Annotated in this window: 12 protein-coding genes and 1 pseudogene; 7 read left to right on the plus strand and 6 right to left on the minus strand. The window is 46.6% G+C overall.

Annotated elements, in window-relative coordinates; all coding sequences use genetic code 11:
* Positions 1–53 precede the first annotated feature (53 nt).
* Complete coding sequence (locus L3Q72_RS18535; RefSeq protein WP_275133643.1) at positions 54–974, minus strand: DMT family transporter; 921 nt, start codon at positions 972–974, stop codon at positions 54–56.
* A gap of 222 nt (positions 975–1,196) precedes the next feature.
* On the opposite strand from L3Q72_RS18535, the gene L3Q72_RS18540 reads away from it, so the two are divergent.
* A complete protein-coding gene (locus tag L3Q72_RS18540; protein WP_275133644.1) occupies positions 1,197–1,358 on the plus strand; it encodes a hypothetical protein in 162 nt (53 codons plus the stop codon).
* 14 nt (positions 1,359–1,372) lie between these two features.
* Here L3Q72_RS18540 and L3Q72_RS18545 read toward each other — a convergent pair whose 3' ends face one another.
* Positions 1,373–2,008: a L,D-transpeptidase family protein gene (locus tag L3Q72_RS18545; protein ID WP_275133645.1), complete on the minus strand. Its 636-nt coding sequence runs from the start codon at positions 2,006–2,008 to the stop codon at positions 1,373–1,375.
* 1,380 nt (positions 2,009–3,388) lie between these two features.
* Here L3Q72_RS18545 and L3Q72_RS23430 point away from each other — a divergent pair.
* Positions 3,389–4,276, plus strand: a pseudogene (locus tag L3Q72_RS23430) (ATP-binding protein); the annotation flags it as partial.
* A gap of 20 nt (positions 4,277–4,296) precedes the next feature.
* Positions 4,297–6,240: an ATP-binding protein gene (locus tag L3Q72_RS18555; protein ID WP_275133647.1), complete on the plus strand. Its 1,944-nt coding sequence runs from the start codon at positions 4,297–4,299 to the stop codon at positions 6,238–6,240.
* 291 nt (positions 6,241–6,531) lie between these two features.
* Here the strand turns inward: L3Q72_RS18555 and L3Q72_RS18560 are convergent, their stop codons facing one another.
* The 4 genes from L3Q72_RS18560 to ptsP all read right to left on the minus strand — a co-directional run bounded on the left by L3Q72_RS18560 (position 6,532) and on the right by ptsP (position 11,740).
* Complete coding sequence (locus L3Q72_RS18560; RefSeq protein ID WP_275133648.1) at positions 6,532–8,079, minus strand: response regulator; 1,548 nt, start codon at positions 8,077–8,079, stop codon at positions 6,532–6,534.
* Between the two features lie 284 nt (positions 8,080–8,363).
* On the minus strand, positions 8,364–8,669 hold the full coding sequence (locus tag L3Q72_RS18565; protein ID WP_275133649.1) for a Dabb family protein: 306 nt from the start codon (positions 8,667–8,669) through the stop codon (positions 8,364–8,366).
* A gap of 10 nt (positions 8,670–8,679) precedes the next feature.
* Positions 8,680–9,153 (minus strand): heme-degrading domain-containing protein, encoded by a 474-nt coding sequence (locus L3Q72_RS18570; RefSeq protein ID WP_275133650.1) that lies wholly within the window; start codon positions 9,151–9,153, stop codon positions 8,680–8,682.
* An 82-nt stretch (positions 9,154–9,235) separates the two neighbouring features.
* Positions 9,236–11,740, minus strand: coding sequence for a phosphoenolpyruvate--protein phosphotransferase (gene ptsP / locus L3Q72_RS18575; protein WP_275133651.1), 2,505 nt, complete (start codon positions 11,738–11,740; stop codon positions 9,236–9,238).
* 509 nt (positions 11,741–12,249) lie between these two features.
* On the opposite strand from ptsP, the gene L3Q72_RS18580 reads away from it, so the two are divergent.
* The 4 genes from L3Q72_RS18580 (at position 12,250) to L3Q72_RS18595 (ending at position 17,090) form a co-directional block, all read left to right on the plus strand.
* A complete protein-coding gene (locus L3Q72_RS18580) occupies positions 12,250–13,320 on the plus strand; it encodes a PTS fructose transporter subunit EIIC (protein ID WP_275133652.1) in 1,071 nt (356 codons plus the stop codon).
* A gap of 100 nt (positions 13,321–13,420) precedes the next feature.
* A complete protein-coding gene (locus L3Q72_RS18585) occupies positions 13,421–13,738 on the plus strand; it encodes a PTS fructose-like transporter subunit IIB (protein ID WP_275133653.1) in 318 nt (105 codons plus the stop codon).
* Positions 13,739–13,912: 174 nt separating this feature from the next.
* Positions 13,913–16,213: a formate C-acetyltransferase gene (locus L3Q72_RS18590; protein ID WP_275133654.1), complete on the plus strand. Its 2,301-nt coding sequence runs from the start codon at positions 13,913–13,915 to the stop codon at positions 16,211–16,213.
* A complete protein-coding gene (locus L3Q72_RS18595; protein WP_275133655.1) occupies positions 16,203–17,090 on the plus strand; it encodes a [formate-C-acetyltransferase]-activating enzyme in 888 nt (295 codons plus the stop codon). Before L3Q72_RS18590 ends, L3Q72_RS18595 begins: the two co-directional genes overlap by 11 nt.

The following is a 17,090-nucleotide window of genomic DNA, read 5'->3' on the forward strand; positions in this document are numbered from 1 at the left end:
TTAATCAAAGTTTAATAGATACCGCAGAGAAGGTTGGAAATTTTATAAAAATGTTAAATAGAGCGAATCCGAAAAGAGGCTTTTTTCAGAAATTTTGCTGCAAAACTATTCATCAGGCTGGCGACAATAATCAGAGCAATCCCTGTGATCTGGTAGTTAGAAAAACTTTCATCAAAGAAAGTCAGCTGCCAGACCACAGTAAAAATCAGGTTGGTGTAGATTAGCGGTGCGACCTGAGAATTACTCTCTGCCAACTGATATGCTTTGGAGCGGAAAATCTGGTTGGACACCACAGCAACCGAAAAGATAAGCATTGAACCCCAGATCCATAAATGTTCATCCGGACTTAGCAGCAGACTCTGATCTTCCGGGCTGGTTCCGGTGACAAAAATTAAAGGCACAAGGCATGCCGAGGCAATAATAAATGTCCATCCATTCAGAGACATCAGCGCCATATCTCCCTTACTCGCCCTGAACAGGCTCACCTGAGAACCGGCATTAAACAGACCTGCCGCCAGACCCAGCAAGAGCTCTGGCTTAAGCTGAATGCCCGAAACATCTCCGGCCAGCATTATCACGCCAACAAAGGTGGCAACCAGGCCAAACTTGGTTTCTGTCTTGATCTGTACCTTAAAAAACAGCTTCTCCAGAACAGGGATAAACAGTGGCCCGGTAGCAAATAACACTACGCCCTCAACCAGTGACAGCACTTCCAGTGACTTCAGAAAACAGAGCTGGCAACCAACGATACACAGGGCTCTCATCACTATCGGTTTAATTATTGACCGCGCCGGCAGAAACTGTCTGAATGCAACGGCTCCGGTTAACAGAATAAGTGCTGGGATCAGCAGACGCAGCAACGCCAGCAGCTCGGTACTCATGGTTCCGGACAGTGACTTTGAAAACAGACCTGTTAAAGAAAGGCTAAAGGTGGAGGCAAGCATATATAGCGTGGCATAAAGGTTCGCTGGCATTTTCTTCTCTTAGAATTCATCAGATACAGGGCTATTTTAGTGAATCAGAGAAAAAGAAAAATCGATTTAAATTAACCAAAAATGTAAGTAAAACTTACAAATGCAGAATCTGCCTTGTTTATTATTTTAAAAGCTGCCGACGTTTATTCCCGAACTGGCTGTTGACCCCTGCAGTCATGCATCGCACAATGTGCGGCCGGAATAAGAGTTAGGAAACCTGTAATGAGAAAATGCTGTGGCAACTGCCGTCAATTTGAAAGAAATTCTGGCAAACCTGTTGATATATGCGGTGCCTGGGGAAACCCGACCAAAGCAGACAGAGCCGCCTGCGAATTCTGGATTATGGTAGAGAAGAAAAACAAAAGAGACAGCTCTGACGCATAATCAGCAAAAGCCGGTTATTTCCTAAACGGTCGAAACGTGTCTTCTATCTGGCGATAAAGCGTATAAACCCAGGGCTTGGCGTCTTCGTGCAGTTCAAGCGGGCGAACCCTTGGGTCTTCCGGTGCAATCACCACCTCAATATTGGAAAGGCCGGTATCGTACGCAAGAATAAACAGTTCTTCGATATTTTTGTCCCCCATTGCAAGACAGCCCACGGAAGAAGATTTGCCATGGATAAAGATGTTGCCTCCGGGATCAGCTCTCCGTTCCGCCAGCGCCCATTTCCGGTCAAACTCATTGGGGTAATTCAGCTCCAGCGATAAATGGAACTTACTGCCCGGATTAAGCCCTACAATTTGATAAATCCCCTCGGGAACCTGTTTATCGCCCTCGGTCAGTTTAGGGCCGGGGCCACCACTGGCTCCCCAGATAAAATAGCGCTTAATAAATCTGGGCTGATTCTGTTTATCAAAAGCCCAGGCCTCAAGGATATGCTGTCCTTTAATGGCCAGAAGAGTCAGTTTTTCAGGTGGGTAAGCAACGGATGCACTTTCAAACAGGGGAATAAGCTCTCCGCGGGCAACTGGTGAAAAGACTTCTACCGCTTCACCCAGCGTTCGTTTCTGTTCTGTCTCCTTCGCTTGTGTCATAGATTCACCATCCTCAGAAAAGCCATAAGCCGGGAGTATCAGACAACAAAACAAGAAACACGATAAAACTGACTTCAAAGCTTTCCCCGGACTAATTACTGGTACTGGTATTATATCTACGGACTTATTCCTGACAATAACGGAGCATGAGTTCCATGAGAACATAGCAGTGCATGCAACGCCTGAAACGGCAGCTCTGTATGACTTGGGATATTCCATAACAAAACAAACAACATAAATACAATAACCACAGGCGAAGTGCAGAAACTACCAATCTTTTTACAATAGGATCGGATAATCAGCACCCGGTGATCAGAACTAGAACTCATTCCACGCTACCTTCTCATTCGCCAGTGAGCCACAAAGAAAATAGTAACTCATTATTATTCAATATGTTATTTTATATAACCAGAAATTATGGTCTTTATAGAATCACAAAGGCGGCACTATGATGTAATGCTTGTTTCTAGTAAAGTCTTAAAGCTGCACTTTCAACACTTTCTTACAATTTGGTGAACAACTGAAATCTGTCTGTAACAATTTTCAGGTTTGTTGATCCAGTTAAAAAGGTGGCAGGATAAACTTTGTAAAGAATACGTTAATTAAGGCATGATAAATAACTAAAATCTTGAGATTAGTAACGTCAGTAGGCGGCAAATTGGTCTACGCTATGTATTGGTTAATAACGAATAAGAACAAAGAGACATGACCGTATTTTTGAAGTCAATTTCAGTTAAACTGAGGATAGCATTTATCGTTATGCTTTCGATCCTCTGCCTGCTGGTTTTTCTCCTTTTTGACTACCTGCAATTTAGCAAGGTCAGTACACTATTGGATAATATGTACGACCACCCTGTTACCGTTTCCAAAGCGGTGAACCAGATTGAGCTGAATATCGTCCTGATCCACAGAGAAATGAAAGACATCGCTCTGGGCAAAGATCTTAAAACCGCTGAAAGCGTGGTTGAAGAACTCCACGATGACACCTTAAAAAGATTCGATATTCTGCACGACCGTTTCCTTGGCGACCTGGATGAGATACAAAAACTCGAACAGTTATTTATCGACTGGGCTCCTATCCGACAAAAGGTCTTTAACTACCGCTCCCTGAACCGGCCAGATCTGGCGTACAACATCACCATCTCCGAAGGTGCCAATCACATTCAACGGCTAACGGCGGTGGTGAGCAGCATTAAGCACTTCGCCGAAAACAAACTGGATAACTTTTACAAAGATACAAAATACGCAGCCTTTAAGAACCTTTCGCTGGTGCTGATTCTCACCGCCCTGGCTATCATCATGTTTCTGATTGCCAGCTATTTTGTTGCACAGAGCATCAACTCTCAATTGGAAAAGCTCTCTTCATTTTCAAAGCAGGTTTCTGAAGGTGACCTTTCCGCTGAGATAGAGATAACCGGCAATAACGAAATTGATGATCTCAGTAAAGATGTGGTCATTATGCGTGATAGCCTGAAACAGCAGATTTTTAAAACCCAGACCTCAAATAAACAGCTGCTTGAATCAGAAAAACTGGCTGCATTGGGCGGCCTGGTTGCCGGTGTTGCTCATGAAGTGAATACGCCACTGGGAATTTCGATTACCGCCACTTCTGTCATTAAGGATATCCGGGACGACCTTCTGGAGGCATTTAAGTCGCAGACTCTGACCAGCGCCCAATTTGAAGATCTGATGGAACGGCTTACCATAAGCTCCGATATGCTGGATGAGAACCTTAACCGGGGTACCCGCCTTATCCATGATTTTAAACTGACCGCAGTGGATCAGATCACCGACAGCAAATGTTCCTTTAACCTGAAGGAGATCCTCAAGGCACTGCTTTCCAGTCTGTACCCAGAAACCCGGAAAGTACCGGTTGTCCCGGTATTGATGGGCAATGATGAGGTGATGATGATCAGTCATCCGGGGGCAATTACTCAAATTGTCTCCAACCTTGTGGTGAACAGTGCAAGACACGCGTTTTTTGACCAGTCTGAGCCGGACATTAATATTTCCTTCAGAGAGTCCGGAAACAATATCATTCTGGAATACAGAGATAACGGATGTGGAATTGACAGCTCTCTGCATGAAAAGGTATTTGAACCATTTTTCTCCACCAACCGGGCTAACGGTCTGGGCCTTAATCTGGTGGATACCCTGATTCATGAACGGCTTAAAGGTAATATGAGCTTTACATCCAGCCGCGGGCAGGGCGTGCATTTTGTATTTACCATTCCGCAGGAGCTGGAAAATGAAAACGGTCTGGTCTGAAGAGCAAATAAAGGATTGATATGAAGAGAGTTAAGCTGGAAGACAGTATCAAAAGCCCTATCTTCAGTGGAATTGGTAAACGCATCATTCTTATCATGGTGCTTATCAGTAGTACCGTAACCTTATCGGCCACACTGCTTCAGCTCTCCTGGGACTATACCCGGGAGTTTAACGCAGTGGAGGCAAGGCATCAGGAAATCCAGATGGTGCACGTGCCTTTGCTTGCGGCTTCCCTGTGGGAGTTCGACCTCAAACTGGTACAACAGCGTCTGGAAGGACTGGTGAACCTGCCAAGAATCAATTATCTGGAAATCCGCTCCGCGCACGATAATTTTACCGCAGGTAAAGCAATCCCGGTAAACAGGGTAATTAACGGCTACCCGGTGGTCTACCGGAAAACACCCAGCTCAAAGGCAGAATACCTTGGCACGCTTTACGTTCACTCTGATGCTCAGGAGATTTATGATTACCTGATTGAACAGTTTGTGGCCACCCTGATAATCAACGGTATTAAAACCATGATTGTCTGTCTGGTTATCCTCTTTGTGATTAATGAAAGTATTAACAAACGAATATTCCTGATTGCGCGTTACCTGAGAAACTATAATCCCCGCCATCCAAGAAAACCTCTGGTTCTGCGCCACAGAAAAATCCTGATGTCTAAGCAGGATGAAGTGAAGTGGCTGGGAGATGAAACCAACCGGATCACCAACCGTCTGACCACTCTGTATAAAAACATCAAGTACGAACAGGAACGCTTTACCGACTTTGCTAACGTTTCTTCGGACTGGTTGTGGGAAACCAACTCGGACGGCAGCCTGATTTACGTTTCTACTGAGATGGAAAAACACCTCAGTATTGATCCGGCCAATTATCCGAATATCACTGAGCTGGAGATATTTGAGTCGGCAAATAACTTTCTTGGATACATCAATGACAAAATGTCATTTGAATTCTGTCAGGAAAAAGTGGAGATCAATGGCGTCACTCACTACCTGCTGCTTCAGGCTATCGCCAATTATCATGAAGGCGAATTCCTTGGTTTCAGGGGAACGGCCATCGATATTACCGTGCTGCAAAAAGCCCTTATTGACCTTGAAGAGCTGAATGAGAACCTGGAGAAGAAGGTAGAAGAGCGTACCCATGATCTGAAAGCCAGTATGGAAAACCTGGAAAGAACTCAGGAAAAACTGGTGGAATCAGAAAAACTGGCGGCATTAGGTGGACTGGTTTCCGGTGTTGCCCATGAAGTAAACACGCCGCTTGGTATATCCGTAACCGCAGCCTCCATTATTCAGGAGATTGTAACCGAGCTGAACAAAGCCTTCGAAGCTCAGACTCTGACCAGTACCCAATTCTCCGCTCTGATGAGCAGAATGAACGATACTAACGCCATGCTGGAAGATAACCTGAACCGCGCAGCTAAACTTATCCGTGACTTTAAACAGACCGCGGTTGATCAGGTGTCCGAAAGCCGCAGCCAGTTTGCGATTCAGAAAGTGCTTGAATCGCTGCTTGCCAGTCTGCACTCCAGAACGAAAAAAGTGCCGGTTGAACCGGAAATTATCGGAGACGATAAACTGCTGATGAACAGCCTGCCGGGCGTTCTGACTCAGGTGGTATCCAACCTGATACTGAACAGTGTTAACCATGCCTTTAAAGATGCGGAAAAACCGGAAATAACACTGAACTTTACCGAAGACGGAGACAACGTCGTGTTTGAATACCGCGACAACGGCTGCGGCGTAGACGAAGCGCTGCACCAGAAAATATTTGAGCCATTCTATACCACCACACGAGGCCGTGGCGGCTCTGGTCTGGGGCTGAACCTGGTATTTAACCTTGTACGCCAGAAGCTTAAGGGCAGCCTTGAATTTGACTCAAAACCGGGGGAAGGTGTGAAGTTTGTGTTTAAGCTACCAAAAGAACTGCCACTGTCGCTGGAAGAGTTTACTGAAGAGTAGTTACTTCTCCCACCATGCCACTCGTTCCCACGCTCCAGCGTGGGAATGCATACCTCGGCTTAAGGCGTAATGCATAACGCACAACAGCCAATAATCCAAATCAGAACACCGCAAGAAATAACCCATTGAATTAGAAGAGTAAAATAGATTAACGTGAAGAAAGGGGAAATATTCTGATCGTTATATGGTGTGTGATCTCTTTGGCTCTGATATGCATTCCCACGCTGGAGCGTGGGAACGAGGGATCACTTTAGAGCGTGAAGGTAAGGAAAGCAGGGGGGAGTAAAGATATCAATCCGGGAACATATTACGGATTTCAATAAACTCATCCCAGCGGCCCACCATCAATTCAACCAGTTGAGGGTCGAAGTGGATACCGCTTTGGGCGATAATCTCCGCTTTAATATCTTCGTCCGCCCAGGCTTCCTTGTAGCTTCTCTTTGAACCCAGGGCATCAAACACATCAGCAATGGCTGTTATTCTGCCCACGATAGGGATATCTTCGCCACTCAGGCCACCCGGATAACCGGTGCCGTTCCATTTTTCATGGTGATAGGCCGCAATATCTTTGGCAACCGTAATAAGACGGCGCTTAGACTTGCTCAGGATCTCCACGCCATAATCGACGTGTTTTTTCATGATCTCCCACTCTTCTGCATCCAGTTTACCCGGCTTATGAAGAATGCTGTCAGGAATCGCCACTTTACCAATATCGTGTAGCGGAGAGGCGTGTTTGATCAAAAGCGTCTGCTCTTCATTCAGACCGTAAAGGTTAGCCAGCTTCTCGGAGATCATAGAAACCCGCTGTACGTGAGCACCCGTTTCCTTACTACGCGCTTCTACGGCGTTGGCCAGGTTATAAACCAGCTCTTTCGACGTATCCTGCAGGTCCACCAGCAAATTCAGATTTTCAAAGGTCAGCGCAATATTATGCATGTAAATTTTAAGCAGCTGACGGTCCAGATCCTGCAGCTCGTCATTAAGATTGACATAAAGAATGCTCATCACTTTTCTGTCATCAGCCGAATAGAACACATAAGCGTCTTCGTACTGTGTTGACTCGCCTTTATCCAGACACTCACGACAGCGCTTCGCTACCGTCTCAGGCAAAAGGTCAAAGGAGCAAACGGGATAAAAGTTAACATACTCGCCCGTTGCAGCCAGTGTCAGAGCTCTTGAGTCTTCACTGTCCGGGCATGGCTGAACGATGCAGTAAAATGCCGAAGCATCCAGATCCAGAAGCGAGGTCAGCTGATTAAGAACGGACGAAGCGTAGGTTTTCAGAGTATTCGTATTCTGAACATTTGCAGACGCTTCGATAACCTTACTCAGGCCTTCTTTCTGCTCTTCGATAATACACAGGTCTCTGTATGCCCTTAGCATTGAATAGAGCAGCGTACGCAGTTTCTGGGTGGTTAGCTCGGTCTTTTCTTTGTAATCATCGATTTCATACTCCTGAATAACGATATCTTCAGGAGCCTGCCCCGCCTGACCGGTTCTCAGAACCAGGCGAGTCATACTGTTTTTCAGGTCTTTGCGGATATAGCGGATAAGATCCAGGCCGGCATGCTCTGTTTCCATAACAACATCGACAAGAGCCACCGCAATATCATTATGATTACTCAGGATACCTCTCGCCTCAGCACCGGAGTATGCTGATAACAGTTCCAGTTTCCTTCCCTGAAATTCAAACCCGCTTAAGGCCAGCTTAGTGATCTGATGCATCTGAACATCATCATCTATAAGCAATACCTTCCACGGTACAAGGGAGGTTCTACCCAGATCCTTATTAACTTGCTCGTTATTGTCCTGTTGCCGTTGGTCTGCAAACAACTCCATTTCGATCTCACTCCGAAGCTAAAAAAGCTTAATTTTTTCTGTAACACAACACTTAATAGTAACGCTTTTTTGTTACAAAATATCAAGCAAATTCTGACTGCTTATTCCGTATTGAGTTAGAAGTGAGACATCGGCATCAATCGGTATTACAACCTTTATGCAACAAGTATCTCAGAAACCTCTGACTCTTACTCCTCACAGCAAAAAGATAATTCACTCATTAGTATAGTTTATATATCTGTTACTAGCCTCATGATGCCTGTTAAGAGAACAGAAATTAACCGTTATATCTCAGACTGGGTATAATCAAAAACAACAATATCCTGAATGATTTTCCTGAAGTGCACTTTAAGCGCATCGTGCTCCGGGTGAACAAGGTAACTCTGCCTGGTTTCCTCGTCACTGAAGGTCATCAGAATCGCCAGATCATAGGATTTATTCTTCCCTTCAGAGCTGTCATTCATGCCCCACTCTACTCCCTCAATTCCTTTAATCTTAGCCGGAATATTCATAAATGCATTGCGCGCTGCATCCATCTCTTCCTGAGTGGCTTGTTTCCGGGTTTCCACTAACATGATGTGGCGTATCATTCTCTGCTCCTTAAATTTTTTCTTCCTCTGACAAAAAGCCTTCCAGAACATCAACAATCAATTGATGGTCTTCTACCTGAGGTAAGCCCGATACCGTAATTGTACCGATAATCCCAACATTACGGACAGCCAGAGGGAAGCTTCCACCAAAAGGTGCGTACTCTTTCGCATCCACCAGAGAGCCCTGCTCGATGGAGACACCTTTGTTTTTGTAATAGTTGCCAATATACCATGAGCTGTTCTGGTAACGCTCAACCACGTTTTTCTTTCTTCTTATCCACTCCGCATTATCAATGCGGGTACCCGGCATGGCATAACTGAACAGGCAAAGGCCGTTCATGGTAATATCAATGGCAACCCCAGCCACTTTCTGCTCGGCCGCTTCCTTCAATGCACAGCCCAGCTCCCACGCACGCTCATGGGAAAAATGGGTAAACTGCAGGCGCTTTTCCTGCTCTAAAATCTGATTCAACAGCTCTTTCATTATCTTTGTCCTTTTACGAAAAAAGGCAGCACCAGGTTACCGGTACTGCCAAGGCTCCGAGGAGAGTATTTTCCGCGGAAAATTACAGTTCCAGCTCGGCTTTCAGCATAGTTTCGATCTCTTCTGTTGAGCCTGCGCTCATCAGATTCTGGCGGAACTCTTCGTGCATAATGCGACGGGCAAGTTTCGAGAAAATCTTCATATGTTGATCACCGGCAGAGTGTTTATTCAGCGTCAGCATAATAACGAACTGAGCTTCCTCATCTCCCCACTGAATCGGTTTCGCTAAACGAGACACACTGATGGTCGATTGCTCAATGTGCTCACTCTTGGTATGAGGAATTGCGAAACCAAAACCAAGTCCCGTAGAGAATACGTCTTCACGGGCCCATAAATCGTCGGCTAGTTTAGCCGGGTAGCGGCAACGGCCAGCCAGGAACAGATTGTCAGACAGAGTCTTGATAACCTCTTCTTTGCTGCGCAGGTCGTTATCCAGAGTAATACACTCCTGAGAGATAAGCGGTGCATCAGACTGATCCATACGGAACTGTGCCAACAGGTGCTCAACTTCCAGAGAGGTTCTGCAGTCCATCGCCTTGTTCAGAAGCTGACGGCACTCACGGCTGTCCAGCTTAGCGATACGCTCTTTAGTTGCAGGAATGCTTGGCGCACTCATACTGATCTCATCCAGACCCAGACCAACCAACAGCGGCAGTACTGAGCCTTTCGCGCCCAGTTCACCACACAGGCCAATCCACTTACCGTGACGGTGCACTTCACGCACAACGTGGTCAAGCGTTCTCAGGAATGCAGGGTTCAGGCTGTTGTAGTGCTTGGTCACTTTCGCGTTATCACGGTCAACCGCCATCAGGTACTGAGTCAGGTCGTTACTGCCGATACTGAAGAAGTCGATCTCTTCACAGCACTGGTCAACGATAAATGCCACTGACGGTACTTCCATCATGATGCCCAGAGGGATTTTCTCATCAAACGGAATATGCTCTGCGCGAAGCTCTTTACGCACTTCAGAAAGCACATCTTTCACCCAAAGGATCTCTTCCAGTGAAGAAATCATAGGAATCATAATCTTCAGAGAGCCGTGAGCTGATGCACGAAGGATGCTGCGCAGCTGAGTCTTGAACATATCGAAGAATTCTTCGTAGATACGCACCGCACGGTAACCCAGGAACGGGTTGTTTTCTGCAGGAATGTTCAGGTAATCCACCGGCTTATCACCACCGATATCGATAGTACGGATAATGATGGATTTGCCGTCTGCTGCATCCAGAGCCTGACAGAAGATATTGTAAAGCTCATCTTCATCAGGCGCAGAAGTACGGTCCATATACAGCATTTCTGTACGGAACAGACCGATTGCTTCTGCGCCGTTGCCGAATGCTGCTTTTGCTTCAACCGAGTGCGCGATGTTTGCTGCCACTTCAATCACTCTGCCGTCAGCCGTTACACCGGCTTCATCACGGAACTTGCTCTGACGGGATTCAATCACATCAGCAACACGCTGCTCCTGCTCATAGTAACGGCGAAGTGGTTCACTGATTTCTGTTGCTACCACGCCCAGGTTGCCATCCACCAGAACTTCCAGGTCAAGGCATGCTGTCAGTTTGCTCTCATCAACACCAACCAGAGTCGGAATGGCAAATGAACGGGCCAGGATAACAGTGTGCGAAGTGCTGCCGCCGTGAGTCAGAATAAGGCCTTTCAGCAGGTTCTTGTCCAGTTCAAGGAACTGGCTTGGCGTCAGGTCATCAGCAATACAGATAGTCGGCTGCGTCAGTGTAAGCTGGTTTGAGAATTTCTCTTCACCGTAGATAGCCTGAAGAAGCTGGAAACAGACATCACGGATATCCAGCTCACGCTCACGCATATAAGCAGAAGCAGACTTTTGTAGCTGCTCACCAAAGTGTTTCGCTGTCGCAATCACGGCATCCGCAGCGCTACGGCCTTCAACCAGGTTGCTCTCCAAAGTCTGCTTAAATTCGGCATCTTTTACAATAGAGAAGTGAGCGTTCACTACTTCTGCTTCCGTATGACTTGCTGTTTTCAGTTGCAGACCAAAGCCCTTAACAAGCAGCTCAAGACCTTTTGCCAGAGACTCCTGCTCCACAGACAACTCACGCTTTTCAGGCAGGTCAGTCAGAGTATCAAAGTTGATAGCACCAACGCGCATCAGGCTACCCATACCAAAGCCACCACTTACCGCGTTGCCTCTTACTACCGGAGCTTCCAGGTTAGTAAAGTTACGTGGAAGAGCAATAAACTCGCCTTCTTCTGTTTCTGCTGTTTCCAGCGGAGAGTCACAGTGAGGGAACTCATTAGTCATAAAGCTTGAGATCTTCTCAAACGCTTTTTCTTCGTCTTCACCGTCAATAGTGATCAGACATTGGTCACCTAATAAGGTGTCTGTCCCGATAAGAGAAAGCACACTTTTGGCGTTGGCAGAAATGCCGGTACGTTCGTTCTGCCATTTGATCTCTGCATCAAATTCATTACACAGAGCTTCTACATGGCTTGCCGGGCGAGCGTGAACACCATTAGGAAGCTCGCATGAGAAAGAGAAAGTTTTCATATTAATCGGACCTCAGAACTATTTATTCTGTTTATGCCCGGAACATTTTCCGGAGCAGATTTGCTTTTTTACACAATAGATCTTTGTCTTCCGGGCCACTATGGGACAAACCTTCGTTTTACTGGACATTTGTTAGATTCAACCTTTGGTGTGACAGACATCAAAAATCCTATTACTTTTGTGAGCAATCTCTAATTTAATTCTTAGCAAGAACTCTAAATACGAACATATAACCATGCATATCAATCACTTAAATTACACAAGCTTATAAATAACGATTGACCCATATTTTTGTGTGGTAGATCACCTTCTCTTTACGATCTTACAAATATCCAGTAAATAGACGTTTTGTCCTCTAACTACATAGCACATTTACTCACTATATTATGAGCACAGCCCGGATAACTGTTTTGGTGATAAGGGCAAAAATTACAAACGCTGCGCAGCGAGTAAACGTGAAAAGATAATTTTATAATTCATTTAAACTTCGTGCTCTAAGGAATAAGGTTATGAACGACATCATTTCCATACTTAAAAACACAAGATCGCACCTGATGACAGGTGTATCTCACATGATTCCATTTGTTGTTGCAGGTGGTATCTTGCTCGCAGCTTCCGTAATGCTTTACGGTGAAGGTGCCGTTCCTGAAGAAGGAACCTGGTTACACGATCTCTTCTTTATCGGTGTAGCAGGCTTCCAACTGATGGTTCCAATCCTGGCTGCTTATATCGGTTACTCTATCGCTGACCGCTCAGCACTTGCTCCATCTGCAATCGCAGCATTTATCGGCGCGAACATGTACAACACTGGCTTCTTCGGCGCAATCTTCGCCGGTCTGCTGGGTGGTATCGTTGTTCACTACCTTAAGAAGATTAAAGTACCTGCATTTGCACGTTCCATCATGCCAATTTTCGTGATTCCTATCATTGGTACGTTCATTACTGCTGGTGCAATCGTATGGGGTATTGGTGAGCCAATCGGCGCAGGTACAGCTGCACTGACTGAGTTCCTGAAAGGCATGCAAGACTCAAGCATCGTGGTACTGGCTACTATCATGGGTCTGATGATCGCATTCGATATGGGTGGTCCGGTAAACAAGGTTGCATACGCTTTCGTAATCCTTTGTGTGGGTGAAGGCATCTACAACGTAGCAGGTATCTCAGCAGTAGCAGTAGCAACGCCTTCTGTTGGTATGGGTCTGGCTACATTCCTTAATAAGAAACTATACGGCGCAGACGAGCAAGAAGCAGGTCGTGCATCTATCCTGATGGGTACTATGGGTATCACTGAAGGTGCAATCCCATTCGCAGCAGCGGATCCACTACGTGTACTACCTTCTATCATGATTGGTACAGCGTGTGGCGCAGTAACAGCAGCACTACTTGGTGTTAAATGTTTCGCAGCCTGGGGTGGTCTGATTGTACTGCCTGTTGTTGAAGGCCGCTTCAGCTTCATCATCGCTCTGGCTGTTGGTTCTGTAGTAACAGCACTTCTGGTTAACTTTCTTAAAGCTCGTCGCAAAGTAGAAGAGCCAAAAGAAGAAAAAGACGATATCGATTTAGACATCAGCATCGGTTAATCAAACAAATCATTATTAAAACACAAACAAACGGGTTATCAGCCACTCCGGCACAGGCTGGTAACCCACCTTATTAGAAATATCTTTGGAGAGTATTATCATGACAAATCTAGTAGCAGTAACAGCATGTCCATCAGGCGTAGCACACACTTACATGGCAGCAGAAGCAATCGAAGCAGCAGCAAAGGCAAAAGGCTGGAACTGCGATGTTGAGACTCAGGGCTCAATCGGCATCGAAAACGAACTGTCTGCAAACGTAATCGCAGCAGCTGACGTTGTTATCCTGACAAAAGACATCGACATCAAAAACCAGGAGCGCTTTGAAGGCAAAACGGTTATCCGTATCGGCGTAAGCGACGCAGTTAAGCGTGCTGCTGTTGTAATGGATAAGATTGAAGCGCATCTGGCGTCTGCTTAATCCTTTGTTCTCCCCCTTTTCAAGGGGGAGCTAGAGGGGGTAAATCCACCGAAGTAAATCAGTTTTGCATATCTAATTTAAACTACGGAATTAACCCCTCCCAACCTCCCCTTCAAAAGGGGAGGAGTTAAAATAGCTCAACAACCAATTAGTAACACTCACACGGAGCTTGCCATGAGCACTGCCAGAATTGAAAAACTAAAATCAGCACTGTTTGCAGCCAAAAGAGAAATATCACTAGAACGCGCGCTGCTTTACACAGAAAGTCACAAACAGACTGAAGGCGAACACACGCTAATCCGCCGCGCTAAGGCAACCGCCCATATTTTAGATAAGGTAGCAATCTCCATTCGTGATGACGAATTAGTCGCCGGTAACCGCACCATCAAACCTCGTGCGGGTATCGTATCCCCTGAGATGGACCCATACTGGATTGACAAAGAGCTGGATATTTTTGAATCCCGCCCACAGGATAAGTTCTACATCTCAGAAGAAGACAAAAAAGTTTACCGCGAACAGCTGCTGGCATACTGGTCAGAGCGTTCCATGAAAGACTTTATCAATAGCCAGATCCCGGCAGACATCAAAGAAGCGGTGGCGCAGAAAGTCTTCAGTGTAAACCAGACTGACAAAGGTCAGGGCCACATCATTATCGACTTTGACCGCCTGCTGGACAACGGCCTTGGTAAACTGACTGATGAGCTGGAAACCCTTAGCCAGTCACAACCAGACAACGAATTTTATCAGTCTGTACTGATCCTGCTTCAGGCTTCAATCCGCCATATCCGCCGCTATGAAGCGCTGGCAACGGAGATGGCTGCGGCGTGCGATAATGAAACACGTAAAGCTGAACTGGAAAAAATCGCTGCAATATCCAGCAAGATCGCCACCGAAAAACCAGAAGACTTTATCGAAGCCTGTCAGCTGTTCTGGTACATAAACATCGTTCTTCAGTACGAATCAAACGCAAGCTCGCTGTCACTGGGCCGCTTTGACCAGTACATGATGCCTTTCTACAACAAATCCATTGAGAAAGGTGAAGATCCGGCATTCCTGAAAGAGTACTTGGAGAGTCTTTGGATCAAAACCAACGATATCGTTCTGCTGCGCTCTTCAGGCAGTGCTAAATTCTTCGCAGGCTTCCCGACCGGTTACACCATTTTGCTGGGTGGTCTGACAGAAACAGGCCAGAGCGCTGTGAACAAGCTGTCTACGCTTTGCCTTGACGCTTACCAGAGCGTACAACTGCCTCAGCCAAACCTGGGCGTTCGCGTAAACGAGTTTATGGAACGCGAGTTTATGAACAAGACAGCGGAAACTATTCGTCTTGGTACCGGTATCCCGCAAATCTTCAACGACGAGGTTGTGGTTCCAGCCTTCCTGAACCGTGGCGTTTCTCTGGAAGATGCGCGTGATTACTCGGTTGTAGGCTGTGTTGAACTGTCTATCCCGGGCAAAACCTACGGCCTGCACGATATTGCCATGTTTAACCTGCTTAAGGTGATGGAACTGGCACTGAAACGCAATAAAGATGCAGAGGGCGTGACTTTTGACGGCCTGATGGAAGAGATCCGCGACGATATCCGCCACTATGTGAAGCTGATGGTCGATGGTTCAAATATCTGCGATATCGGCCACCGCGACTGGGCTCCGGTTCCGCTGCTGTCGTCCTTTATCAACGACTGTATCGATAACGGCAAAGACATAACATACGGCGGCGGCCGCTACAACTTCTCTGGTGTTCAGGGCATTGGTATCGCCAACCTGTCTGATTCACTACATGCACTAAAGCGTTACGTGTTCGAAGAGAAACGCAGCTCCTTTGCTGAGTTTATCGACGTGATGGACAACAACTTTGAAGTGGAAGGTGGCGATAAGATCCGTGCCCGCCTGATCAACAAATACGAAAAATACGGCAACGACATCGACGAAGTGGATGCCCTTGGCTCCGAACTGCTTCGCCTGTTCTGTAAAGAAGTAGAAACCTACGATAACCCGCGTGGCGGCAAGTTTACCCCGGGCTCCTACACCGTATCTGCTCACGTACCGTTAGGTGCGGTTGTAGGTGCCACCCCTGACGGTCGCCTTTCAGGCGAACAACTGGCTGATGGTGGTCTGTCACCAATGCTGGGTAAAGACCATCAGGGTCCGACAGCGGTACTGAAATCTGTCTCTAAACTGGATAACTACCTGCTTTCCAACGGCAGCCTGCTGAACGTGAAGTTCACTCCGGCAACGCTGGAAGGGCCACAGGGCCTTGCCAAACTGGGCGACTTCCTGCGCGCCTTTATGAAGCTGAAGCTTCAGCATGTACAGTTCAACGTACTGAACGCAGATACGCTGCGTAAGGCACAGGAAAAACCTGAAGATTACGCCGGCCTGGTGGTTCGCGTTGCAGGATACAGTGCCTTCTTTGTAGAGCTGTCTAAGGAAATTCAGGACGACATCATTCGAAGAACTGCCCATGAACTGTAATAACACAGAAAACCGGATTGATGTTGTGGAGCTGGATGAGGCTGGCAGTGCCTCATCTACCGGGCATGTTTTTAACATCCAGCGCTACTCGCTAAACGATGGTGAAGGGATCAGAACGGTAGTCTTTTTCAAAGGCTGCCCGCTGAAATGCCCGTGGTGCGCCAACCCGGAGTCACGTTCGCACAAACCACAGAAAGTTCGCCGCGAAGCAAAATGCATTCACTGTGAAGTGTGCGATATGGATGTGGATGAATGTCCAACCGGCGCGGTAGAGATCCTGGGTCACGATATGACTCTGGATGAGGTAATGAAAGAGATCGCAAAAGACGATGTCTTCTTCAGAACCTCGGGCGGTGGCATCACCCTTTCCGGTGGTGAAGTGCTGTCCCAGGCTCCGTTTGCTATCCAGTTGCTGGAAAAGCTGAAAGAGCTGGGTTATCAGACCGCAATAGAGACATCCGGTCAGGGCAGCAATACCCAGCTTCTGAAAATTGGTCAGCTGTGCGATGAAGTGCTGTTCGATTTCAAAATTATGGATGCGGGGCTGGCTAAAGAGGTCACCGGCATCAACCTGGAGAAGGTACTGGAAGGTTTTACGCTGCTGGTTGAAAACGGCGTAAATGTTATCCCGAGACTACCGCTTATTCCGGGTTACACGCTGAATATGGAAAACGTGTACAAGGTGATGAACTTTATCAAGCCATTCGGGCTGAAAGAGGTTCATATCCTGCCTTTCCATCAGTACGGCGCAAACAAATACGAAACTCTCGGTATGGAATACGAATTTAAAGACGTTACGGTTCCAACTAAAGATGAAGTTGCTTCTGTGAAAAACCATATTGAAGCACAAGGCTATAAAGTCATCATTGGAGGTTAA

Source organism: Vibrio sp. JC009 (assembly GCF_029016485.1).
In the GTDB taxonomy this organism is placed as follows: domain Bacteria; phylum Pseudomonadota; class Gammaproteobacteria; order Enterobacterales; family Vibrionaceae; genus Vibrio.